The sequence below is a fragment of the Micromonospora sp. WMMD987 genome, from assembly GCF_029581435.1.
GTDB lineage: Bacteria > Actinomycetota > Actinomycetes > Mycobacteriales > Micromonosporaceae > Micromonospora > Micromonospora rifamycinica.
The window spans coordinates 4,235,193-4,257,001 of the sequence record NZ_CP120861.1; the positions used below are offsets into that span (position 1 = coordinate 4,235,193).

Below are 21,809 nucleotides of genomic sequence, written 5' to 3' on the forward strand. Positions count from 1 at the left end.
TCGTTGAATTGCCTTCGCTTTTACCGTAATCGCGGTCGCGGGGATACCGCCCGCCGTGGTTCGGCGGTGAGGTATGCGTCACCCGTTTCCCGGCCCGGCGGTCCGGAAACCCCGGCCGGCGTGAACCGGCCGCGACCGGCCGGACACCGGGGACGCGACGGCAGAAAGCGGCGAAAGCCGACGAAAGGTCAGGATAGGGTCAGCCGACGCAGCGCGCCGTCGGTGCCCACCCGGTAGAGGTCCAACCGGTTCGCACCGGCCCGGAAGAGGTGGTCGTCGGCCAGCAGGGCGGCGAACCGACGGCCACCCCGGTCCGGCGGCACGACCGGCACCACCGCGCCGACCCGCCCGTTGACGGCGACCGCGAGCAGCGTGCCGTCGGGCACCTGCCGGGACACGCTGCCCCAGACCAGGGCCGGCAGGTCACCCGCCGCCGGGTCGACGTGGTCGAACGCGCTCAGGTGCGCCACGGTGGCGGTGCCGCCGACCGGCCTCTCCCCCACCGTCGTGCCGACCAGCGGGTGCACGGCGGGCGGCGCGGGGCGGCCCGGCACCCCGCCGGCCAGGACGATCCGCTCACCCGGCCGGTCGTAGAAGTACTTCTCGGTACGCTCGCGCGGCGGCAGCGCCGCCGACCGCCCGTCCAGCCGCCACGGAACCCGGACGTGCACCGCGTCGACGACGGTGGGCAGCAGGTCGACGTGCTCCCAGTTGCGGTCGTCGACCCGACCGACCCGCTGACCCGGTTCCTTGACGAACATCGGCACCCAGGCGACCTCGCCGGCCGCGTGGTCGATCGCGTCCTGCCCCCGGCCCTGCCAGTCCGGGGTGAAACTCACCCCGTGGTCGGCGGTGAGCACGACCAGCGACCGGTCGTACAGCCCACCGGCGCGCAACGTCCGCAGCGTCTCGCCCAGCAGCCGGTCGGTGTACCGCAGCTGGGCCAGGTGCCGCGCACGGGCCAGCTCCACCCAGCCCGTACCGTCGTTGGGCAGGTCGTCCGGGGCGTCGTACCGCGCCCCGGACGGCAGGTACGTCCACGGCGGGTGCGGCATCAGCAGGTGCAGGAAGTGCAGGGTCGGCCGGTCGGACGGACGCAGGCCGGCGAGGAAGCTGGTGAACCGGGCCGGCTGGTTGTCGTTCAGGCTGTCCCAGCGGAACTTCGGGTCGACCGGGACCGGTTCGGCGGCGTCCAGGCCCACCTCGGCGGCGGTCTGCTCCCGGTACGACTCCTGCGGGTCGATACGGCTGTCCACCGGGGCGGCGATCCGGCGCAGCAGCGTGCCGCTCTCCCGGACCAGCACCCCGAGCCCCTGCTCCGGGGCGACCGGCTGGTCACAGCGGCTGGGTGGGCAGAGCCGGGTGATGCTCTCCTGCGCGCGGATGTCGTACAGGCCGCCGAGGGCGGTGAAGAGGTTGTCCGGGTACTGCGAGTAGTGCGGGGCGGACGGGGCGGACGGGTACCGACCGGTCAGCATCGCCGGCAGCGCGTACGGCGTCCAGCCGCTGACGCCGGTGGCGTTGCGGTACCAGGTCGAGCCCCCGGCCAGCTCGGCGAAGTTGGGGTAGCGGGTGGCGTCGATCCGCCCGTCCGGGCCGAGCAGCGAGACCAGCGGCAACTCGTCCAGGACGATCATGACGACCGGGGGGTGCGATCCCGGACCGGCCACCCCGGCGGCACCCTGGTGCGCCCGGGGCAGCACCACCGCCGAGGCCGGCGAGACGAACAGGAACAACCCGACGAAGACCAGCGGGCCGAGGGCCGCCACCCGCAGCACCCGGCCGGGCGTCGACCACCGCCGGTGCGCCGCCGCCCCGGCCGCCCCGGCCAGCGCCGCCACCAGCAGCAGCGGCACCCCCCGCAGCGGCGTGAGCTGCCGACCCACCTGCACGGCCAACGCGGCCAGCAGCAGCCCCACGACGACGGTGTGGACACCGGCCCGGACCCGGTCGCCGGCCAGCCGGGTCAGCGCCCCGAACAGCACCACGACCACACCGGGCAGCAGCGCGACCAGCGCCACCAGGGCGAGGACGTCACGACCGGTGGCCCGGTGGAACAGGAAGAAGTCGGGGCTGCGTCCGAGCACGTCGAGCAGGGGCTGGGTGACCACCAGGCCGACCAGGGCGACCACCTCGCAGGCCCGGCGCAGCTCGACCCGCCGGGCCGACGGGGTAGGTCCGGCGTCCGCCCCGGCGGACGGAGTGTGTCCAGCGTCCGCCCCGGCGGGCGGGACGGATCCGGTCCGCCGGTCCGGCGCGTTGGTGAGGGTCGGTTCAGCCACCCACCACCGCCTGGTAGAGCGTCCGGGTTCCGCAGGGCAGGTCCTGCTGGCGTTCGATCCGGCAGCGGGCGGCGAGCAGCCGGGCGAACTCGTCGCGCCGGTAGTCGGGGAAGATCCCGGCCGGCTTGTTGGCGAACAGCCGCAGCGCCATCGGATCCCGCGGGTGGACGAACTCCACCACCAGCCGGCCGCCCGGCCGGACGTACCGGACCAACTGGTCGACCACCTCGGGCAGCGGCACGTTACGACCGATCGCCAGGTGGTGCACCACGGCGAGGGCGAGCACCAGGTCGGCGTGGGTCCGGGCGGCGAACCCGGCCCGCTCCACGCCCGCCCAGCCGCCACCGGGCGACGGGTCGGCCAGGTCCATCACCAGCGGCAGGATCCGCCGGTCGCCCTGGGCCCGCAGCGCCCGGTAGAGGGTGTCGACCACGGCCGGGTCCTGCTCCACGGCGACCACCTGGTCGGCGTGCCGGGCGACGATCCGGGCGTACCGACCGTCGTTGGCGCCGAGGTCGAGCGCCAACCGGGCGGTGCCGCCCGTCGCCGCCGCCGCGACGAAGCTCTCCTTGGCCGTCCGGTCCCGCGCGCTGTAGCCGCAGGTGCGCTGGTAGTCGACCCAGTGGCCGCCGTCGACCCGACGGTCCAGCCGACGGACCAACCGGGTCAGCCGGCGTACGGTGGCCAGCGCCAACTGGCGGGAGTAGCCAGCGTCGCGCAGCTGGGCGGTGACGGCACTGCTGCTGGCCGTGGCGTGCCGGGCCTGCATCGCGCCGTGCAGGTGCACGTGCGTCGGCACCCCGGGCAGCAACCGTCGGACCCCCCGGAACAGCGGCCGTAGCTGGTCCGGCTCGATGCCGTCGACCCGGGCCCGCAGCCAGGGCTGGAAGTCCACCCCGAGGTGCGCCTGGAGCAGCAGCGGATAGAGCAGGGTCTGGCAGAACTGCCGGTAGCCGGCCCACGGCTCGCCCTCGACCAGCGGCGCGAACGAGCCGATGTCGATGAACACCGGTGTCGCCCCCCGCCACTGGAGGTTGTAGGCCGACCCGTCCTTGACGGTGAACCCCGCCTCCAGCGCCCGGCGCAGGATCTCCAGGTGCAGCAGGGCGGCGTCGCGCAGCATGCCGAACGACCACTCGTACGGGTGGGACACGAACGGGATGCGCTCGTGCCGCAGGACCGTCGTCCAGCCGGTGTCCGGCAGCGTCGTCGGGTCGACCGCCGTGGTGCCGCAGACCTTGCCCTCGGCGAGCAGCGCGGCGAAGAAGTCGCTGGCCGCGAGGGACCGCCAGTCGGCGGCGGCCTGCGGGCCGAGGCCACGCAACACCTGGTCACCGAGGTGGAAGACGCGGTTGGCGGGGTCGCGGAAGGACCCGGGTTCGGCCCGGATCCGCAGGTCGGCGGTGGTCATCGGGACGCCCGCCCGTCAGTTGTCGGCCGACTGGCGCGGCTGCCGTTCGGTCGGCACGATCTCGGCGGGGCCGGTGGGCCGCCGGTCGGCTCCGGACTCGACCTCGGCGGGGCCGTGCCCGTTGTGTCCGGCGGTGGGTCCGGTGTCGGTGCGTCCGGAGTCGGCGGGCCGGCGGCCGAACCGGGCGGCGAGCCGCCGCCAGTAGAGCTTCGCGGCGACCGCCGCGCCCGCGGTCCCACCGACCACCGCCTGCACGATCAGGCTGCCGGACCCCGCGTCCAGGTAGGCCAGGTGCATCATCGGCCGCTCCCTTCCCTCACCGTCATCGCCCCGTCAGACATGCCCCCATGAGGCTTTTATGCCTGAAAGCCGGTTTGCTCCCCTGACACCGTACGTCGTCCGGTGCCGCCGCGAGGGAAACCTGGATCCCTGCGCCCGGTCCGTTCCGTTCAAGACCGCGCGACGGCGGTCTGCCTACGCTGCCCGCATGACACCTCGGTTCGACCTCGTCGGGTGCGCGGTCAGCGACATGGCCCGCACCCTGGACTTCTACCGTCGGCTCGGATTGGACATCCCGGCCGACGCCGACCACCAGGACCACGTCGAGGTCACCCTGCCGGGTGGTCTGCGGCTGGCCTGGGACACCGTGGCGATGTTGCGCGGGTTCCACCCCGACTGGACGCCACCCGGCGGCAGCCCGCGCACCAGCCTGGCCTTCCGGTGCGCCGACCCGGCCGAGGTGGACCGCTACTGGACCGCGCTGACCGACGCGGGCTTCCACGGCGAGATCGCCCCCTGGGACGCCTTCTGGGGCCAGCGGTACGCCATCCTGCACGATCCGGACGGCAACGGCGTCGACCTCTTCGCCCCCCTCGACCCGGGCTGAGCCAAGCCGCCCCTCAACCCGGGCTGAGCCAAGCCGCCCCTCAACCCGGGCTGAGCCGAGCCGCCCCTCAACCCGGGCTGAGCCGAGCCGCCCCTCGACCCGGGCTGAGCCGAGCCGCCCCTCGACCCGGGCTGAGCCGAGCCGCCCCTCGACCCGGGCGGGACCGCCGGCCCCGAACCGCACCGCGCGGAGCGCACCCCGCGCCGACGCCGGACGCGGCGGTGGCACCCTGGCCAGGGACGCCCGGTGCCGGCGGGCCGCCGGACGGGGCGACGGTCACCGGGCGAACAGGGTGGTCGGCGGGACGCCGGTCAGGTCCCGCACGTCGCGGGTGAGGTGGGCCTGGTCGGCGTAGCCGGCGCGGGCGGCCACCTCGGCCAGCCCGGTCCCGCGCCCGGCCAGCACGAGGGCGCGGCGTAGCCGCAGGATGCGGGCCAACGTCTTCGGGCCGTACCCGAAGAGGGCCTGGCTGCGTCGGTGCAGGGCGCGCGGGCCGAGGCCGACCTCGGCGGCGGTCGCGGCGACCGTGGCACCGGCGGCGAGCAGGGCGGCCACCCGGGGGCCGAGCGGGTCCGCGCCGCCGACCCGGGCGAGCCGGTCGGCCGCCGCCCCGGCCAGGTCGGCGGCGGTGGGCGCGTCCCCCAGCCGCCCGGCCAGCCTGCCGGCCTCCCGGCCCCAGAGCGCGTCGAGCGGTATCCGCTGGTCACGCAGGTCGGCAGCGGGGACACCGAAGACCGCCGGCCCCACTCCGGGAGGTAGCCGGACCCCGCGCCACCGCTCCCCCGGCGTCGACACGCTCCACTGCGCGGTGCGGTCCGGCCCGGCGACCACCAGGCCCGACCGGCTGGACCAGAGCAGGTCCAGGCAGCCGTCGGGCAGCACCCGCGTCGGCGACGCGTCCGGTCCGCTCTCGCTGGCCCAGAGCACCGCGCCGACGATCACCTCGGCAGGTCGTTCCCGGTACACCGGCCAAGCCTGCCACGCCGCCGGCCGGCGACCGCGCCAGCACCCGCCACCGGTCCGGACCCGGACGAAGCGGGACACGGCAACAGGCCGGACACCGGCCTGTCACCTGGCAGGTCACCATCGCACAACTTCCTCGTTTTGACGTTCCCGCAGCTCTTGTGCAGGGCGAACGTTTGTGCAACCGTCATCACTCAATTGAGCAATCGTTTGCGCAAGGGGGTGTGGCTGGTGCGGATCGCGGTTCTGGCAACCGGTGGGACGATCGCGTCGCGGTGGAACCCCGACGAGGGCCTGGCCGTGACCGACTCCGTCACGGACCTGCTGAAGAACGTCGCCGGCACGGCCGACGTGGAGATCCACGGCTTCGACCTGTCCTGCCGCCCGAGCTTCACGCTCTCCCTGGACGACATGCTCGCCACCGTGCGGGCCGTCCGGGCCAAGCTGGCCGAGGGGTTCACCGGTGTGGTCGTCACCCACGGCACCGACACCCTGGAGGAGGCCGCCTACCTGACCGGGCAGTTCACCGGCCCCGACGCCCGCGTCGTGCTGACCGGCGCGCAGCGCGGAGCCGACGAACCCGACTCGGACGCCGGGCGCAACCTCGCCGACGCGCTTCGGGTGGTCGCCGCACCACAGCCGCTCGGCGCGGCGACGGTGATGGGCGGCGTCGCCTACGCCGCGGTGGAGAGCCGCAAGGTGCACACCTCGGCGGTGTCGGCGTTCTCCGGCGGCACCGCCGGGGTCCTCGCCCTGGTCGACCCGGACGGCGTGCTGCGGGTCTCCACCGCGGCCAGGGGCAGCCACTACGCCCACCGCCCGGTGCCCACCGCGCTTCCCCGGGTGGACCTGGTCAAGCTCGTCGCCGGTGCGGACGGCACCCACCTGCGCGCGTCGCTGCACGCCGGGGCCGCCGGGATCGTGGTCGAGGCGTTCGGCGCCGGCAACGCCCCGCCCGCGGTCGCCGAGGCCGTCGGGGAGGCCCACCGCCGCGGCGTACCGGTGGTCATCACCAGCCGGACCGGGGCCGGTCGGGTCCGCCCCGTGTACGCCGGCGGCGGCGCCACCCTCGCCCGGGCCGGCGCGCTGTTCGCCGGTGACCTCACCGGCGCCCAGGCCCGGGTGGCGCTGGCCCTGGCCCTGGCCGTCGAAGAACCCGGCGTCGTGCCGGCAGCCCTGCACGCCATGGTGGAAGGACGTCACGCGTGAAGACCGAAGCAGTGACCATGAACGGGTACGGCGGCCCCGAGATCCTCACCCCCGCCGAGGTCGACCTGCCCGACCCCGGACCGGACGAGGTCGTGCTGCGGGTACTCGCCGTCGCCGTCAACCACCTCGACGCCGACCTGCGCAGCGGGGTGTCCCGGATGCCGCTGCGGCTGCCGCACGTGCTCGGCCGCGAGGTCGTCGGCGTGGTGGAACGGCTCGGCTCCCGGGTCACCGGCCGGACGCCCGGCGACCGCGTGCTGGTGCTGCCCAACACGCCCTGCGGCACCTGCCCCCGGTGTCTCACCGGCCGGGCCAACCTCTGCCCGTACGCCGACATGCCCGGCATCACCCGGTGGGGCGGCTACGCCCGGCACGCGGTGGCCCCGGCGCGCGGCCTGCTGGACATCGGTGACCTCGACCCGGTGGTCGCCGCGGCCACCCCGATCTCCTTCGGCACCGCCTGGCGCACCCTGTACTCGATCGGCCGGCTCGCCCCCGGCGAGTGGGTGCTCGCCCCGGGTGCGGCCGGCGGACTCGGGCATGCCGTGGTCCAGCTCGCCAAGCTGGGCGGCGCCCGGGTGGTCGGCCTGATCGGCGACCCGGCGAAGGCCGACTTCGTCTCCTCGCTCGGCGCGGACGCGGTGCTGAGCACCCGGGATCCGGACTGGGCCACCGAGGCCCGGAAGATCACCGGGGACGCGGGCTTCGACGTGATCGTCGAGCACATCGGCGGCGACGTCTTCGAGGCGGCGCTGGGCACCCTGGCCCCCACCGGTCGACTGGTCGTCGGCGGTGGCCACGCCGGGGAGCACCCGCACCTCGACCTCATCGAGACCTTCCGCAACGAGTACGAGCTGCGCGGGTCGCGCAGTCAGCGCCCCGACGAGATCGCCCGGGTGCTGGGCCTGGTCGCGGCGGGACAGCTCACCCCCCGGGTCGACGCGGTCCTGTCGCTGGCCGACGCCGGGCGGGCCCACCAGGCGCTCGCCGACCGGCGGGTGCTCGGCAAGCAGGTGATCACGCCGTGACCGGACACCGGCGGGGGGAGGCCCGCGGCGACGTGCTGGCCACGCTCGTCGCCGGTGCCGTCGAGGCCGCCGACACGCTGCTGGCCACGGGTCCGGGACAGGTGCTGGTCCGGCAGGTGGCGGCCCGGCTGACCGCCAACGCCGTCGCGGCCCGCGGGCACCTGCCCGCCGGGCTCGACAGCGCCGGCGACCCGGACGGCCGGTGCACCCTGCTGGCCGCCCCCGGCGGCACGGACCAGCCGGAGCGGGCCGCCGCGGTGACGGCGGCGGCGATCACCGTCAGCCAGTGCGACGAGGGGCTGCGCGAGTCCCGGGGGCACCCGGGGCTGCACGCGTACGCCGCCGCGCTGGCCGCCACCGAGGCCGACGACCGGAGCCTGCGGGTGTTCCTGCGGGCGCTGGCGGTCGGCTGGGAGGTCGGCGCCCGGCTCGGGCTGCTGCTCGGCCCGCCCCGCCCCGGGGTGCACCCGCACGGTGGGTGGGGCACCGGCGCGGCGGCGGCCGCCGCCGGGGTGGTCGCCGGGCAGGACACCGCCGGGGTGACCGACACGGTGAACCTGGCGCTGACCGTGGCGCTGGCCGGGCCGGAGGCCGACACCCGGCGCGGACACCCCGCCCACTACCTGCTGCCCGCCCTGGGCACCGCCAACGGACTGGTCGTCGCCCGGCTCGCCGCCGGCGGCTTCCCGGCCGCCGCTGCGGCACTGCCCCACCTCGGCCGGACCGTCCACCAGGGCGTCGCCGACCGGCCGGTGGACGCCGCGCTGCTGTCCCGACCGCTGCTGCCGGACGCCTACTTCAAGCCGGTGGGGGTGTGCGCGCACGCCCTGACCGGCTGGACAGTGGCCCGGGCGATGGCCCGGGACCTGCCGGCCGACGAGGTGGCGACGGTGACCGTGGACACCTACGCGGGCGCGTCCCTGCTGGCGCAGCGCCGGCCGGTCGGCCGGCTGGCCCGCCAGTTCAGCCTCCCGTGGGTGGTGGCCTGCGGACTGCTCGGCACCGACCCGGGCGCACCGGCCGGGCCGGCGGACGACCGGTGGACCCGCGCGTTCCGGCTCGCCGAGCGGGTGACCGTACGCCACGACCCCGGTCTGGACCCGGGGTATCCGGCGGGCCGACCGGCGGTGGTGGAGGTGACCACGCGCAGCGGCGCCCGGCTGTCCGGGCGGGCGCGATTCCACCACGGCGACCGGGAGGACCCGATGACGGCCGACGAGCTGGCCGCCGTGGACGCCGCGCTGCTGGGCACGCCGGGGACACCCGCCGGGGCCGCCGAGCTGCTGCACGGGCTGACCCGGGCCCCCGGGGCGACCCGACTGCGAGACCTCACCGCGCTGGTCCGGGGTGGGGCACCGAATCCGAACGGCGGCCCGCCGCCGGTTCCCGCTGGGCCCGGCCCATCCGGCAGAAAGGACATGACGTCATGGTGATCAGAGTCGAACCCGGCACCGAGCGGGACTTCATCGGCTACGGCGCGGACCTGCCCCGCGTCGAGTGGCCCGGTGGCGCCCGGGTGGCGGTGAGCCTGTGCCTCAACTACGAGGAGGGGGCCGAGCACAGCCTCCTCGACGGCGACAGCGTCAACGAGTGGGTCGGCGAGATCTCGTACACGCCGACCAGCGCCGAGCACCGTGACCTGTCCCAGGAGTCGGTCTACGAGTACGGCAGCCGGGCCGGGGCGTGGCGGCTGCTGCGGTTGTTCGACCGGACGCAGACCCCGGTGACCGTGTACGGCTGCGCCGAGGCGCTGGCCCGTAACCGACCGCTGACCAGGGCTTTCGTCGACGCCGGGCACGAGATCTGCTCGCACGGCCTGCGCTGGCGGGAGCCGTCGGGGATGACCGAGGACGAGGAACGCGCCGAGATCCGGCAGGCGGTGGCGACGATCACCGAGCTGTGCGGGGAACGCCCGGTCGGCTGGTACTCCCGGTACGCCCCGTCGGACCGGACCCGGCGGCTGCTGGTCGAGGAGGGCGGCTTCCGCTACGACTCCAACGCCTACAACGACGACCTGCCGTACTGGGTGCAGGTGGCCGGGCAGCGGCACCTGGTGGTGCCGTACACGCACACCTACAACGACGGCCGGTTCGCCTTCAGCCCCGGCTACGGCAACCCGACGGACTTCTTCGAGAACTGCCGGCGGGGCATCCAGTACCTGTGGGAGGAGGGCGAGACCTCCCCCAAGATGATCTCGATCGGGCTGCATGCCCGGCTGATCGGCCAGGCCGGCCGGGCCTCCGCGCTGCGTGACCTGATCGCCTGGGCGCAGGACCTGCCCGGGGTCTGGTTCGCCCGGCGGCGGGACATCGCCGACTGGTGGCACCACCACTACTCCGACCTGCCGGCCCACGGAGGGCAGTGACCATGCGCATCGAGATCGACAACGTGGCCAAGGGCTATCCCCGGGCCGACGGGAGCCGGCTGTCGGTGGTCGGCAGCCTCAGCACCACCATCGAGGCGCAGGAGTTCGTCTGCGTCATCGGGCCGAGCGGGTGCGGCAAGTCCACGCTGCTCGGCCTGCTCGGCGGGCTGCGCCGGCCGGACGACGGGGAGATCCGGTTCGTCGGCGACCGCACCGCCGCCGGCCCGCTCACCTCGATCGTCTGGCAGGACTACGCGCTGATCCCGTGGCGCTCCATCGCCGACAACGTGGCGTTCGGGCTGGAGCTGCGGGGGGTGCCCGCCGCCCGGCGGCGGGAGGTGGCCCGGGAGCACCTGACGATGATGGGCATCGAGGCGTTCGCCGACAACAAGCCGCACGAGTTGTCCGGCGGGATGCGCCAGCGGGCCGGGATCGCCCGCGCGCTGGCCAGCGACCCCGAGGTCCTGCTGATGGACGAGCCGTTCGCGGCGGTGGACGCCCAGACCCGCACGCTGCTGCAGGACGAGCTGCTCCAGGTCTGGTCGAGACACCGCAAGACGGTCCTGTTCATCACGCACAGCATCGAGGAGGCGCTGCTGCTGGCGGACCGGATCATCGTGCTCGGGCCCCGGCCGACCCGGGTGGTCGAGGAGATCCGGGTGCCGTTCCCCCGGCCGCGTACCCGCGACGTCGAGTTGGACCCGCGGTTCACCGAGTTGAAGCGCCACCTGTGGGCGCAGTTGCGGGACGCCACCCTGGCGGCCGAGTGGGCGGAAGCGAAGGGGGACCGATGAGCGAGCAGAGCGTGCCGACCCGGGAGCGGGCCACCGACGAACCCGTGGTCCGCTACGCGGTCGACCCCCGCGCGGAACGCCCGCCGGGTCGCGGGTTCAGGTTGCTCAGCAGCGGGCTGGGCAGCATGGTCCCGGTGGTCGTGGTGCTGGCGCTGTGGCAGGGCGGCAGCATGGCCGGGCTGATCGACAAGACCTTCTTCCCGGCCCCGTCGGAGTGCGTGCAGGCGCTGGTCGACCTGTTCTCCTCCGGGGAGCTGCTGCCGAACATCGGGATCACCGCCCAGCGGATCCTGCTCGGCTTCCTGCTCGGCGTGATCCCGGCGACGCTGCTGGGCATCGCGATGGGACGGTCGAAGTGGGTGCGGGTGCTGATCGACCCGCTGATCGCCATCACGTACCCGATCCCGGTGGTGGCGATCCTGCCGCTGCTGCTGGTCATCTTCGGCACCGGCGGACGGCCGATCGTGGTGCTCGCCGGCATCATCTCGTTCTTCCCGGCCGTGGTGAACGCGATGTCCGGGGTGCTCCAGGTCGACGAGCGGCTGATCCTGATGGCCCGCAACCTGGGCGCCGGCCGGCAGCAGATCCTGTGGAAGATCGTGCTGCCGGGCGCGCTGCCGTCCATCTTCGCCGGTATCCGGCTGGCCGCCGGGCTGGCCCTGCTGGGCACGATCGCCGGTGAGTTCCTCGCCGCCAGCGACGGCGTCGGGTCGATGACCTGGCGGTACTGGCAGATCTATCAGATCGACAACATGTACGCCACGCTCGCGGTGATCGCGGCGATGGGCTTTTTCCTCACCACGGTGACGCTGCGGGTGCAGCGGCGCTTCTTCAGCTGGACGGAGGGCCAATCATGACCATCAAGAACAAGGGTGTCATCGCCGCGCTGTTGGGGGCGAGCCTGCTGCTCGGCACCGCGGCCTGCGGTGACGACGCCGAGTCGACGGGTGCCGGCGGCACCGACAAGGTGACGGTCAACTCGCTGGAGATCCTCTCGCTGGCCCCGATGATGGTGGCCGACGCGAAGGGCTTCTTCGGCAAGCACCAGGTCGAGGTGGAGTTCAGCAACGCCGACATCTACTCCCGGCTGGCGGTGCAGGGTCAGGGCAAGCTGGACGTGAACATCCCGGGCACCGGTGGCGCGCTGTTCAACGCGGTCAACCAGGGCCTGCGGGTGCGGGCGGTGGCCGACCGGCAGCAGTACCGGTGCGCGTCGGACAACCTCCTGCTGGCCCGCACCCAGGCCTTCGACGGCGGGCTCAAGAGCGTCGCCGACCTCAAGGGCAAGAAGGTCGCCATCCTGGCCAAGGGTTCGACCACCGAGTACTGGCTGGACCGGGCGCTGGGTGAGGTCGGGCTCAAGCAGTCCGACCTGGGGCAGATCGTGACCCTGAGCTACCCGGACACGGCGAACGCGCTCAAGAGCGGTGCGGTGGACGCCGGCTTCGTGGTACAGCCGCTGGCGTACCAGCTCATCACCGACGGGCAGGCCAAGCGGGTGCTGGCGATGAACGAGGTCGCGCCCAACCAGGAGCAGGGCCTGATCACCATGTCGCAGGACTTCATCAGCAAGCGGCCCGAGGTCGCGGCCCGGTGGATGGCCGGCTGGCTGGAGGGCGTGCGCTACTACCAGGACCCGGCCAACAAGGACGACGTGATCTCCATCGTGGCCGAGCGGACCAAGGTGCCGGCGGCGACGATCACCAAGCTGTACGGGACCGACCAGTGGCCGTACATGGACCCGAACGGTCGGGTGGACACCGCCACGGTGGCCGCCGAGGACGGCAAGTGGCTGCTCGACAACAAGATCATCGAGAAGCTGCCGGAGGTCGGCGAGTGGCACGACGGTTCCGTCGTCGACGCCGCCCTGAAGATCGTCGGTGAGGTGCCGGCCAACCGCGACTGCGGCGGCGTGCAGAAGCTGGAGTCCTGATGTTTCCCCGTCCGAGCCGGCTGGCCGAGGTGCTGCGCGACGGTGGCGTCGCCCTCGGCAGCCTGACCCTGCTCCAGGAACCGGCGATCGGCGAGATCCTCGGTGCCCTCGGCTACGACTTCCTCGTCGTGGACACCGAGCACGCCGCCGCCGACGAACAGAGCGTGCTGGCGATGGTCCGGGCGGCCGGCTCGGCGGGGACCACCCCGCTGGTCCGGCTGCGCCGGATCGAGGAGAAGGACCTGCTCTGGTCCCTGGACAGCGGCGCCGGTGGGGTGGTGCTGCCGCTGGTCGAGACCGGCGCGCAGGCCGTCGAGGCGGCCCGGCTCACCCACTACCCGCCGGTCGGTGACCGGACGCTGTGCTCGGCGGCGCGGGCCGCCGGGCACGGCACCGCCCGGGGCGACTTCGACCGCTACCTGACCTGGGCCGGGCGGAACACCACCGTCGTCGCCCTGGTGGAGACCCCGGCCGGACTGGCCAACCTGGACGACATCCTCGCCGCCGACCTCGACGTGCTGATGCTCGGCCGGGCCGACCTGTCGGTCAAGCTGGGCCTGGGCTACCAGCCCACCCACCCGGAGGTCGAGAAGCACGCGATCGCGTTCGTCGAGCGGGTCGTCGCCGCCGGTCGGGTCGCCGGCATGCTGGCCTACTCGGCCGAGGAGGCCCGCCGCTGGATCGACCGGGGGGTGCGCTTCGTCGTCTACTCCCAGCCGGAGATGCTGCTCTCCGACGCCTACCGGCGGGCCCGCGACGAGATCCTCGGCGGTGCGTCGTGAGCCTGCTGGTGACCGGCGGGGCCAGCGGCATCGGCGCGGCCGTGGTCGCCGCCGCCCGCGCCCGGGGCGAGACGGTGCACGTGCTGGACGTCGCCACCGGCGTGGACGCCGCCGATCCGGTCGCGGTGGGCGCGTTCGTGGACGCCATCGGCACCCCGCAGCGGGTGGCCCACCTGGCCGGGGTGGTCAGCGCCGGTGGCATCGAACAGACCAGCCTCGCCGAGTGGGACCGCACCCTGCGCAACAACCTGACCGCCGCGTTCGTCGTCAGCCAGGCCGTGGTGCCCCGGATGGCGGCGGCCGGTGGCGGGTCGCTGGTGCTGATGAGCAGCCTCAACGCCCGTGACGGCGGCACCCGGCTGTCGGGTACCGCGTACGCGGCGGCGAAGGCCGGGGTGCTCGGCCTGATGCGGCACCTCGCGGTCGACTTCGGACCCCGCGGGGTACGGGTGAACGCCGTCGCGCCCGGCCCGGTGGCCACCCCGATGCACGACCGGCTCACCGCCGACCAGAAGGCGGGGTTGCGGGCCCGGATGCCGCTGGGCCGGGTCTCCTCGGCGCGGGAGATCGCCGACATCGTACTGTTCCTGCTCTCCGACTCCTGCGCCACGGTCACCGGCATGACCTTCGATGTGAACGGGGGCAGTCATCTCAGCTAGGTTGCCGGGTACGGGCACGGGAGCGGCACGGGAGGCACAGTGAACAAACGGGTGACGTTGCGCGATGTCGCCGGCCTCACCGGCGTACACGTCTCCACGGTCTCCCGGGTGCTGCGCGGCGACGACGTCCGGGTCAGTCCGGCGACCGCGACCCGGATCGTGGACGCCGCCAAGCAGCTCGGCTTCCACCGGGACCGCTGGGCGGCGAGCCTGCGCAGCGGCAAGACCGGGGTGATCGGCGTGCTGGTCCCCCGGATCACCGACATCGTGCTGGCCACCGTCTTCGAGGGCATCGACGCCGCCGCTGCCGCCGCCGGCTACCAGGCGGTGGTGAGCAGCAGCTGGGACGACGACGAGGCGCGGGCGCTGCGCATCCAGCGGCTGATCGGGGAACGGGTGGACGGGCTGATCATCGGTGACGCCCGACGCCACGACCCGATGCTGGCCCGGCTGACCGCCGACGGGGTGCCGTTCGTACTGGTCAGCCGGGCCTCGCGCGGCTTCCCGTCGGTGACCGGCCGGGACCGCCTCGGCGGTCGGCTCGCCGCCGAGCACCTGATCGACGTCGGGTGCCGGCGGCTGGCGGTGATCGCCGGTCCGGGGCACGCCAGCACCTCCGCCGACCGGGTCGCGGGCTTCCTCGCCGCGGCGAAGGCCCGGGGCGTGCCGGTCGACCCCCGCCGGGTGGCCCCGTCCACCTTCGACGTCGCCGGTGGAGCCTCGGCGATGGCCGAACTGCTGGCCGGCGGTCAGCCGGACGGTGTCTTCGCGGTCAACGACTTCGCCGCGATCGGGGCGATGGGCACCCTGCGCGACCACGGCCTGCGGGTGGGCCGGCAGGTGGCGGTGGTCGGCTACAACGACATCGACGTGGACGCCCAACTCCTGGTCCCGCTCACCTCGATCCGCACCCCGCTGCGGGACATGGGCTCGCAGGCCCTGCACGCCCTGCTCACCCTGCTCGACTCGGGCCGTACCACGTCGGTGCGGCTGGCCCCGGAACTGGTCGTCCGCGCGACCACCGCCGACTTCTCCCCCGACACCACCGAGGCGGTGGCGGGTACCGTCGCGCTGCCGACGGTGTCCCGGGCGCGCACGCCGGTGAACTGACGGCCGCCCGGCGGACCCGGTCCGCCGCGCCCCGGTCCGCCGCGCCGCCCGGACCGGTGCCGGGTGCCCGGCCGGGCGGGGCACGGCGGCCACCACGCGCCACCGCCCGACCGGTCAGCTCCGACGGTGGTGCATCGCCAGGCGCAGCAGCAGGAACCGCAGCGCCGTGGCGGCCAGGTTCGCCACCACCAGCACCCCCAGCTCCACCGGCCGCGACGGGGTGCCGACGGCGTGCAGGGCGGCGAGCGCGCCACTGGTCAACGCCAGGCCGAGGGCGAAGGCGAGCAGCCCCTGGACGTGGTGCCGCCCGGCGGCCCGACGCCCGGTGATGCCGAAGGTGAGCCGCCGGTTCGCCGCGGTGTTGCCCACCGCGGTCACCAGCAACGCCACCAGGTTCGCCGGTTGCGCGCCGAGCACCCCCCGGGTCGCCACGAACAGCACCAGGTACGCCACGGTGCTGACCACCCCTACCAGGGCGAACCGGGCCAACTGGCCGGCCAGCCCGACCGGCACCCGGGCCGGCTCGGCGGCCAGCGGTGCCCGGCCCCACTGGGCACGTAGCGCGGCCAGCGGCAACGCGCCGGTGAGCAACGCCCGTCCCAGCCGGCCGATGCCCCGCAGGTCGGCCAGGGCGGTGGCCACGATGTCCACCCGGCTGTCCGGGTCGTCGACCCAGTCCACCGGCACCTCGTGGATCCGCAGCCCGGCCCGCTGGGCGAGCACCAGCAGCTCGGTGTCGAAGAACCAGCCGGTGTCCTGCACCAACGGCAGCAGCTCCCGGGCCACGTCGGCCCGGATCGCCTTGAACCCGCACTGCGCGTCGGAGAACCGGGCCGCGAGGGCGCCCCGCAGCAACAGGTTGTAGGCCCGGGAGATCACCTCCCGCTTCGCGCCCCGGACCACCCGGGAGGTACGGGCCAGCCGGGTGCCGATGGCCAGGTCCGAGTGACCGGAGATCAGCGGTGCGACCAGCGGCAGCAACGCGGCCAGGTCGGTGGACAGGTCCACGTCCATGTACGCCAGCACCGGGGCGTCCGACGCCGACCAGGCGGCCCGCAGCGCCCGCCCCCGACCCTTGGCGCCCAGGTGCCGCACCTCGACGTGCGGCAGTTCGGCGGCGAGCGCCTCGGCCACCGCGAGGGTGCCGTCGACGCTGGCGTTGTCCGCCACGGTGATCCGGAACGGGTAGGGGAAGTGCGTGCTGAGGTGCCGGTGCAGCCGGCGGACACAGGGGCCGAGGTCGGCCTCCTCGTTGTAGACCGGGACCACCACGTCGAGCACGGCGGTGGGGGTGCTGGTCCGGGTGCCGACGGCGGGCCGGGGAACACCGGTGTGGGTCATCACTGGTCCTCCTGTCCCGCGCCGCTCAGGTCGTAGACGGTGACCCCGTCCACGGTCTGAGCGGTGAACGTCTCGGTGACCCAGGCGGCGATCTCCTGGGAGGCGGAGCTGCCCCCGTTGGCCCGGAAGCCGCCCCCGCCGACGAAGTAGTGGATCCTCTTCTCGGCCACGTACGCCTGGAACTGGGCCAGGGTGGGCGACGGGTCGCTGCCGTTGAAGCCACCGATCGCCATCACCGGTTCGCCGGTGGCGAGCTGGTAGCCGGAGGCGTTGTTGGAGCCGACTGTCGCCGCGACCCAGGTGTAGTCGTCGGCGTCGGCCGCCAGCAGCGCCTTCAGCGCGGCGCTCGGCTCCCGGGAGTCGAGCAGGCCGCCCATCCCACCGCCGGTACGCCCCTGACCGCCGCCGGTACGCCCGCCGTCCTGGCCGGTACCGCCGTCGGGAACCATGCCGCCGTTCGGGAGCGTGCCGCCATCAGGACCCGTGCCGCCGTTCTGGCCGGTACCGCCGTTCTGGCCGGTACCGCCGTTCTGGCCGGTACCGCCGTTCTGCCCCGTGCCGCCGTCCTGGCCGGTGCCGTCGGGGCGGGTGGGGAACTGGCCCGGGCCGCCTTCGGCGGTGCCACCGGGGAAGCCGGGGAACTGGCCGGTGCCGCCGTCCCGGTCGCCGCCCGGGCCGCCGCCACCGGGGAACGCCATGCCCCCGTCCATCCGGCCGCCGGGTCCGCCGCGACCCGGGCCGAAGCCGCCCTGCACGGCCGGGCCGGCGCTCGGGATGGACCCGGTGTGCGCGGTGGCGGCGGTCTCTGCCGCGTATGCCGCCGGGCCGGCCAGCGCGGCCGACGCGCCGAGCACCAACACCACCGGCACCAGACGCCGGGGCAACCGGCGGGCGAGCACGATCAGCACCGCCACGGCGAGGCCGGTGACCAGCACCGTCGTGCCCAGCCAGGGGTGGAAGTCGGGGCTACGGTCGAGCAACCGCCAGGACCACCAGGCGGTCACCGCGAGGGTGGCGGCCAGGGTGACGGTGGCGAACGGCCCCCGCCACCGGCCGGGCCGCCGATCACCGGTCGCCGACCCGGTGCCGGCGTCGGCACCCGGTCCGGTCACGTCGTCGGCACCCGACCCGGCCCGGGCGTCCGTGCCCGGGGCCGATGCGGTGTCGACACCCGGGGCGGTCACCGGGGCGGCGGGCACCGCCGTGCCGGTGACCGGGAGGGCGGGTCGGGTGGCGGCCCGGCGTTCCCGCCAGAGCAGGACCGTGCCGATGCCGACCAGCGCGCCGACCGCCGGAGCCAGGGCCACCGTGTAGTACGCGTGGAAGATGCCGGACATGAAGCTGAAGATCAACCCGGTGACCAGCAGCCAACCGCCCCACAGCAGCAGCCCGGCCCGACGGCGGTCGGTGCGGGCCGCCCGGCCCGCCAGCACCAGGCCGGCGACGAGCAGGATCAGCGCGGCCGGCAGCAGCCAGGAGATCTGGCCGCCGACCTCGGTGTCGAACATCCGCGACCAACCGGTCTGCCCGGAGAACGGGCCACCGCCGCCACCCGGCCGGGCACCGCCGCCGACGCTGCCCTCCTCGTCACCGGTGATCCGGCCGAGACCGTTGTAGCCGAGGGTCAACTCCAGGATGCTGTTGTGCTGCGAACCGCCGATGTAGGGCCGGGCGCTGGCCGGGACCAGTTCCACCGTCGCCACCCACCAGCCGGCCGCCACGACCAGCCCGAGACCGGCCAGCAGGAGCTGCCGGATCCGCCGCCAGAAGCCGGTCGGCGCGGCCAGCAGGTAGACCCCGGCGAAGACCGGGACCACCAGGAACGCCTGGAGCATCTTGGTGAGGAAGCCGAAGCCGACCAGCACCCCGACCAGCACGATCCACCGGGTGCCGGCCGTCTCCACCGCCCGCACCGTGGCGTACGCGCCGAGCACCAGCAACAGGACCAGTAGCGCGTCCGGGTTGTTGAACCGGAACATCAGGGCGGCGACCGGGGTGGTCGCCAGGACCGTACCGGCGATCAGGCCGGCGGCCGGGCCGTACCAGCGGCGGACGGTGGCGAACAGCACGCCGACCGAGGCCACCCCCAGCAGCGCCTGCGGCACCAGGATGGCCCAGCTGTTGAGCCCGAAGATGCGTACCGACAGGGCCATCAGCCACAGCGCGGCCGGTGTCTTGTCGACGGTGATCGAGTTGGCCGCGTCGGAGGAGCCGTAGAAGAACGCCTTCCAGCTCTCCGAGCCGGCCTGCACGGCCGCCGAGTAGAACGAGTTCGCCCAGCCGGACGCGCCCAGACCCCACAGGTAGAGCAGGCCGGTGCCGAGCAGCAGCACCGCCAGCGCGGGTCTGACCCAGCGCGGGTCACGTCGTGGTGGGGTGTCACCCGGCCGGGCCGTCGGCGCGGTCCCGGCGTCGGAGGAGGTCGACGGCAGTGGGGGCGCGGCGTCCGGCGGGCTGGCCGGCGCCCTCAGCAGGCTCTGGATTCTGTCCATGCGGCCAGCCTGGGCGTCCCGGTTGGGCCGCCCCCGTGACCCGGCTATGCGTGGGCTGTGGAATCCGGCGGCGCGGGCAGCCCACGACCCGACGGACCGGACACGGTGGAATCCGGCGGCGCGGGCACGTCGGAATCCGGCGGCGCGGGCACGGTGGCCGCCGGCAGCCGTACCGTGAAGACGGTACGGCCCGGCCGGCTCTCCAGGGTGACGGTGCCGCGGTGGGCCTCCACCACGGCGGCCACGATGGCCAGGCCGAGGCCGGTGCTGCCGTGCTCCCGGGAGCGGGAGCTGTCCCCCCGGGCGAACCGTTCGAAGACCTCGTCGCGCAGCTCCACCGGCACCCCCGGGCCGTCGTCGGTGACACTGATCTCCACCGCGCCGGCCACCGCGGCGAGCCGGGTGGTGACGGTGCTGCCGGGCGGGGTGTGTACCCGCGCGTTGGTCAGCAGGTTCGCCACCACCTGGTGGAGCCGGACACCGTCGCCCGGCACCTCCAGCGCCTCGTCGGGCAGGTCGAGCTGCCAGCGGTGGTCGGGACCGGCCACGTGGGCGTCGCTGACCGCGTCCACCACCAGGACGGTCAGGTCGACCGGGCCGGTGGCCAGCGGACGACCCGAGTCCAACCGGGCCAGCAGCAGCAGGTCGTCGACGAGGCTGGTCATCCGGGTGCTGGCGGATTCGACCCGGCGCAACGCGTGGGCCACGTCCGGCGGGACGCGGTCCCGGCCCCGGCGGGCCACCTCGGCGTAGCCCCGGATCGCGGCCAGCGGGGTGCGCAGCTCGTGCGAGGCGTCGGCGACGAACTGGCGTACCCGCGTCTCGCTGGCCTGCCGGGCGGCGAGGGCGGCGGCGACGTGGCCCAGCATCCGGTTCAACGCCGCGCCCACCTGCCCCACCTCGGTACGCGGGTCGGTGTCGGCGGCGGGCACCCGTTCCGACAGCGCCACCTCGCCCCGGTCCAGCGGCAGCTCGGCGACCCGCCCGGCGGTCGCCGCCACCCGGTGCAACGGGCGCAGCGTGGCCCGGACGATCAACGCGCCCAGGCTGCCGGCGACGAGCAGGCCGGCGGTGGCGACGCCCACCTGGGCGACGACCATCCACCACACCGTCTCCTGCACCAGGTTCAGCGGGATGGCGAAGACCACGACCGCGCCGTCGGGGAGCTGGCGGGCCACCGCCCGGTAGTCCCCCCGCTCGCCCAGCTCGACGGTGTGCGGGACGCGGTCGCTGGGCAGCCTGGTCAGCGGGGTCACCTCGGCGGCCGTGAGCGCGGTGGTCGCCCCGGAACCGGTCCGGATCCGGGCCGACGGCTGCCCCTGCGGGGTGACCCGCATCCCGATCGACCCGACCGGGAACGTCGGCGGCGGGTCGGGCGGGGTCTGCCGGCCGGTGGTCTGGTCGAGGGGGCGTTGCGGGTCACCGGGCCGTTCCCAGGGCAGCCGACCGTCGTAGCGGCGGTTGTCCCCGGCGAGCTGGCTGTCGACCTGGTAGATCAGGAAGTGCCGCAGCGCGACCGTGGTCAGCCCCCCGATGCCCACGCTGACCAGGGCGAGGAGCCCGACCACCGCGAGCACCAGCCGACGGCGCAGCGACCAGCCGGCCAGCCGCCTGCGCGGCGACCAGCCGGCCAGCCGGCGCGGTCGGCCCGGACGGTCACGACGCGGGCTTGAGGACATAGCCGGCGCCGCGCAGGGTGTGGATCATCGGCGCCCGGCCCGCGTCGATCTTCTTGCGCAGGTAGGAGATGTACAACTCGACCACGTTGGCCTGCCCGCCGAAGTCGTAGTTCCACACCCGGTCCAGGATCTGCGCCTTGCTGAGCACCCGGCGCGGGTTGCGCATCAGGTAGCGCAGCAGCTCGAACTCGGTGGCGGTCAGCGTGATCAGGTCGTCGCCCCGACGCACCTCGTGGCTGTCCTCGTCGAGGGTGAGGTCGCCGACGGTGAGCACCGCCTCCTCCCGGGCGGTCACCGCGAAGCCGGTGCGCCGCAGCAGGGCGCGCAGCCGGGCGATGACCTCCTCCAGGCTGAACGGCTTGGTGACGTAGTCGTCGCCGCCGACGGTGAGCCCGGCGATCCGTTCCTCGACCGCGTCCCGGGCGGTCAGGAAGAGCACCGGCACGGTCGGGGTCTGCTCGCGCAGCCGGCGCAGCACCTGGAAGCCGTCCAGGTCGGGCAGCATCACGTCGAGCACCACCGCGTCGGGCTGGAACTGCCGGGCCGCGCTCAGCGCCGCCATGCCGTTACCGGCGCTGCGGACCTGCCAACCCTCGTAGCGCAACGCCATCGAGAGCAGGTCGGTCAGGGTGGGTTCGTCGTCGACCACCAGCACCCGGACCGGCTCGCCGTCGGGGCGGCGCAGCTCGATCCGGCTCGGTGCGGTCTGCCCTTCGGTCACCATGTCCCCCATCGTGGGACCGGTTACTGGCCCGGCCCTGTGCGGGTCCTGTGCGCCCGCTGTGCGCGTGGACGGCAGCCCCGCTCGACCGTACCGGGCCGGCCGACGCCGGGGTGCCCGATCCGGCAACCGGGGCGGTACGGGTGCGTTTGCC

19 protein-coding genes are annotated in these 21,809 nt (G+C 74.5%); 11 read left to right on the forward strand and 8 right to left on the reverse strand.

Features of this window, described 5'->3' with window-relative positions; genetic code table 11:
- Nucleotides 1-188: 188 nt before the first annotated feature.
- The 3 genes from O7612_RS17910 to O7612_RS17920 are packed head-to-tail and all read right to left on the reverse strand — an operon-like array spanning nucleotide 189 to nucleotide 3,993.
- Entirely contained in the window at nucleotides 189-2,282 is a 2,094-nt protein-coding gene (locus O7612_RS17910) for a sulfatase-like hydrolase/transferase (RefSeq protein ID WP_282265722.1), read from the reverse strand.
- Nucleotides 2,275-3,693, reverse strand: a complete 1,419-nt coding sequence (locus O7612_RS17915) for a methyltransferase (RefSeq protein ID WP_282265723.1) — start codon at nucleotides 3,691-3,693, stop codon at nucleotides 2,275-2,277. Before O7612_RS17915 ends, O7612_RS17910 begins: the two co-directional genes overlap by 8 nt.
- 15 nt (nucleotides 3,694-3,708) lie before the next feature.
- On the reverse strand, nucleotides 3,709-3,993 hold the full coding sequence (locus tag O7612_RS17920; RefSeq protein ID WP_282274114.1) for a hypothetical protein: 285 nt from the start codon (nucleotides 3,991-3,993) through the stop codon (nucleotides 3,709-3,711).
- 187 nt (nucleotides 3,994-4,180) lie between these two features.
- Here O7612_RS17920 and O7612_RS17925 point away from each other — a divergent pair, with 187 nt between their 5' ends.
- Nucleotides 4,181-4,579: a VOC family protein gene (locus tag O7612_RS17925; protein ID WP_282265724.1), complete on the forward strand. Its 399-nt coding sequence runs from the start codon at nucleotides 4,181-4,183 to the stop codon at nucleotides 4,577-4,579.
- A 276-nt stretch (nucleotides 4,580-4,855) separates the two neighbouring features.
- On the opposite strand, the gene O7612_RS17930 is transcribed toward O7612_RS17925, so the two are convergent.
- Nucleotides 4,856-5,545: a helix-turn-helix domain-containing protein gene (locus O7612_RS17930; protein ID WP_282265725.1), complete on the reverse strand. Its 690-nt coding sequence runs from the start codon at nucleotides 5,543-5,545 to the stop codon at nucleotides 4,856-4,858.
- Nucleotides 5,546-5,773: 228 nt separating this feature from the next.
- Between O7612_RS17930 and O7612_RS17935 the strand changes: the two genes are divergently transcribed.
- The 10 genes from O7612_RS17935 to O7612_RS17980 are packed head-to-tail and all read left to right on the forward strand — an operon-like array spanning nucleotide 5,774 to nucleotide 15,422.
- Nucleotides 5,774-6,751 (forward strand): asparaginase, encoded by a 978-nt coding sequence (locus tag O7612_RS17935; protein WP_282265726.1) that lies wholly within the window; start codon nucleotides 5,774-5,776, stop codon nucleotides 6,749-6,751.
- Nucleotides 6,748-7,779: a zinc-binding dehydrogenase gene (locus O7612_RS17940; RefSeq protein WP_282265727.1), complete on the forward strand. Its 1,032-nt coding sequence runs from the start codon at nucleotides 6,748-6,750 to the stop codon at nucleotides 7,777-7,779. The genes O7612_RS17935 and O7612_RS17940 overlap by 4 nt, the downstream gene beginning before the upstream one ends.
- The gene (locus O7612_RS17945; protein ID WP_282265728.1) at nucleotides 7,776-9,212 is read left to right on the forward strand and encodes an MmgE/PrpD family protein; all 1,437 of its coding nucleotides are present in this window, start codon (nucleotides 7,776-7,778) and stop codon (nucleotides 9,210-9,212) included. The genes O7612_RS17940 and O7612_RS17945 overlap by 4 nt, the downstream gene beginning before the upstream one ends.
- Nucleotides 9,206-10,144 carry a polysaccharide deacetylase family protein gene (locus O7612_RS17950; RefSeq protein WP_067314771.1) on the forward strand — a complete coding sequence of 313 codons (939 nt, stop codon included), beginning with the start codon at nucleotides 9,206-9,208 and terminating at the stop codon, nucleotides 10,142-10,144. The genes O7612_RS17945 and O7612_RS17950 overlap by 7 nt, the downstream gene beginning before the upstream one ends.
- Before the next feature lie 2 nt (nucleotides 10,145-10,146).
- Complete coding sequence (locus tag O7612_RS17955) at nucleotides 10,147-10,938, forward strand: ABC transporter ATP-binding protein (RefSeq protein ID WP_282265729.1); 792 nt, start codon at nucleotides 10,147-10,149, stop codon at nucleotides 10,936-10,938.
- Entirely contained in the window at nucleotides 10,935-11,795 is an 861-nt protein-coding gene (locus O7612_RS17960) for an ABC transporter permease (RefSeq protein WP_282265730.1), read from the forward strand. Before O7612_RS17955 ends, O7612_RS17960 begins: the two co-directional genes overlap by 4 nt.
- The gene (locus tag O7612_RS17965; RefSeq protein WP_282265731.1) at nucleotides 11,792-12,871 is read left to right on the forward strand and encodes an ABC transporter substrate-binding protein; all 1,080 of its coding nucleotides are present in this window, start codon (nucleotides 11,792-11,794) and stop codon (nucleotides 12,869-12,871) included. The genes O7612_RS17960 and O7612_RS17965 overlap by 4 nt, the downstream gene beginning before the upstream one ends.
- Nucleotides 12,871-13,653, forward strand: a complete 783-nt coding sequence (locus O7612_RS17970; RefSeq protein ID WP_282265732.1) for an aldolase/citrate lyase family protein — start codon at nucleotides 12,871-12,873, stop codon at nucleotides 13,651-13,653. The genes O7612_RS17965 and O7612_RS17970 overlap by 1 nt, the downstream gene beginning before the upstream one ends.
- Nucleotides 13,650-14,312 (forward strand): SDR family oxidoreductase, encoded by a 663-nt coding sequence (locus O7612_RS17975; protein WP_282265733.1) that lies wholly within the window; start codon nucleotides 13,650-13,652, stop codon nucleotides 14,310-14,312. Before O7612_RS17970 ends, O7612_RS17975 begins: the two co-directional genes overlap by 4 nt.
- 39 nt (nucleotides 14,313-14,351) lie before the next feature.
- Nucleotides 14,352-15,422 carry a LacI family DNA-binding transcriptional regulator gene (locus O7612_RS17980; protein ID WP_282265734.1) on the forward strand — a complete coding sequence of 357 codons (1,071 nt, stop codon included), beginning with the start codon at nucleotides 14,352-14,354 and terminating at the stop codon, nucleotides 15,420-15,422.
- Between the two features lie 114 nt (nucleotides 15,423-15,536).
- Here the strand turns inward: O7612_RS17980 and O7612_RS17985 are convergent, their stop codons facing one another.
- The 4 genes from O7612_RS17985 to O7612_RS18000 are packed head-to-tail and all read right to left on the reverse strand — an operon-like array spanning nucleotide 15,537 to nucleotide 21,658.
- The gene (locus tag O7612_RS17985; RefSeq protein WP_282265735.1) at nucleotides 15,537-16,763 is read right to left on the reverse strand and encodes a glycosyltransferase; all 1,227 of its coding nucleotides are present in this window, start codon (nucleotides 16,761-16,763) and stop codon (nucleotides 15,537-15,539) included.
- Nucleotides 16,763-19,255 carry a glycosyltransferase family 39 protein gene (locus O7612_RS17990; RefSeq protein ID WP_282265736.1) on the reverse strand — a complete coding sequence of 831 codons (2,493 nt, stop codon included), beginning with the start codon at nucleotides 19,253-19,255 and terminating at the stop codon, nucleotides 16,763-16,765. The genes O7612_RS17985 and O7612_RS17990 overlap by 1 nt, the downstream gene beginning before the upstream one ends.
- A 44-nt stretch (nucleotides 19,256-19,299) precedes the next feature.
- A complete protein-coding gene (locus O7612_RS17995) occupies nucleotides 19,300-20,934 on the reverse strand; it encodes a HAMP domain-containing sensor histidine kinase (protein WP_282265737.1) in 1,635 nt (544 codons plus the stop codon).
- Nucleotides 20,912-21,658 carry a response regulator transcription factor gene (locus tag O7612_RS18000; protein ID WP_282265738.1) on the reverse strand — a complete coding sequence of 249 codons (747 nt, stop codon included), beginning with the start codon at nucleotides 21,656-21,658 and terminating at the stop codon, nucleotides 20,912-20,914. Before O7612_RS18000 ends, O7612_RS17995 begins: the two co-directional genes overlap by 23 nt.
- Between the last annotated feature and the right edge of the window lie 151 nt (nucleotides 21,659-21,809).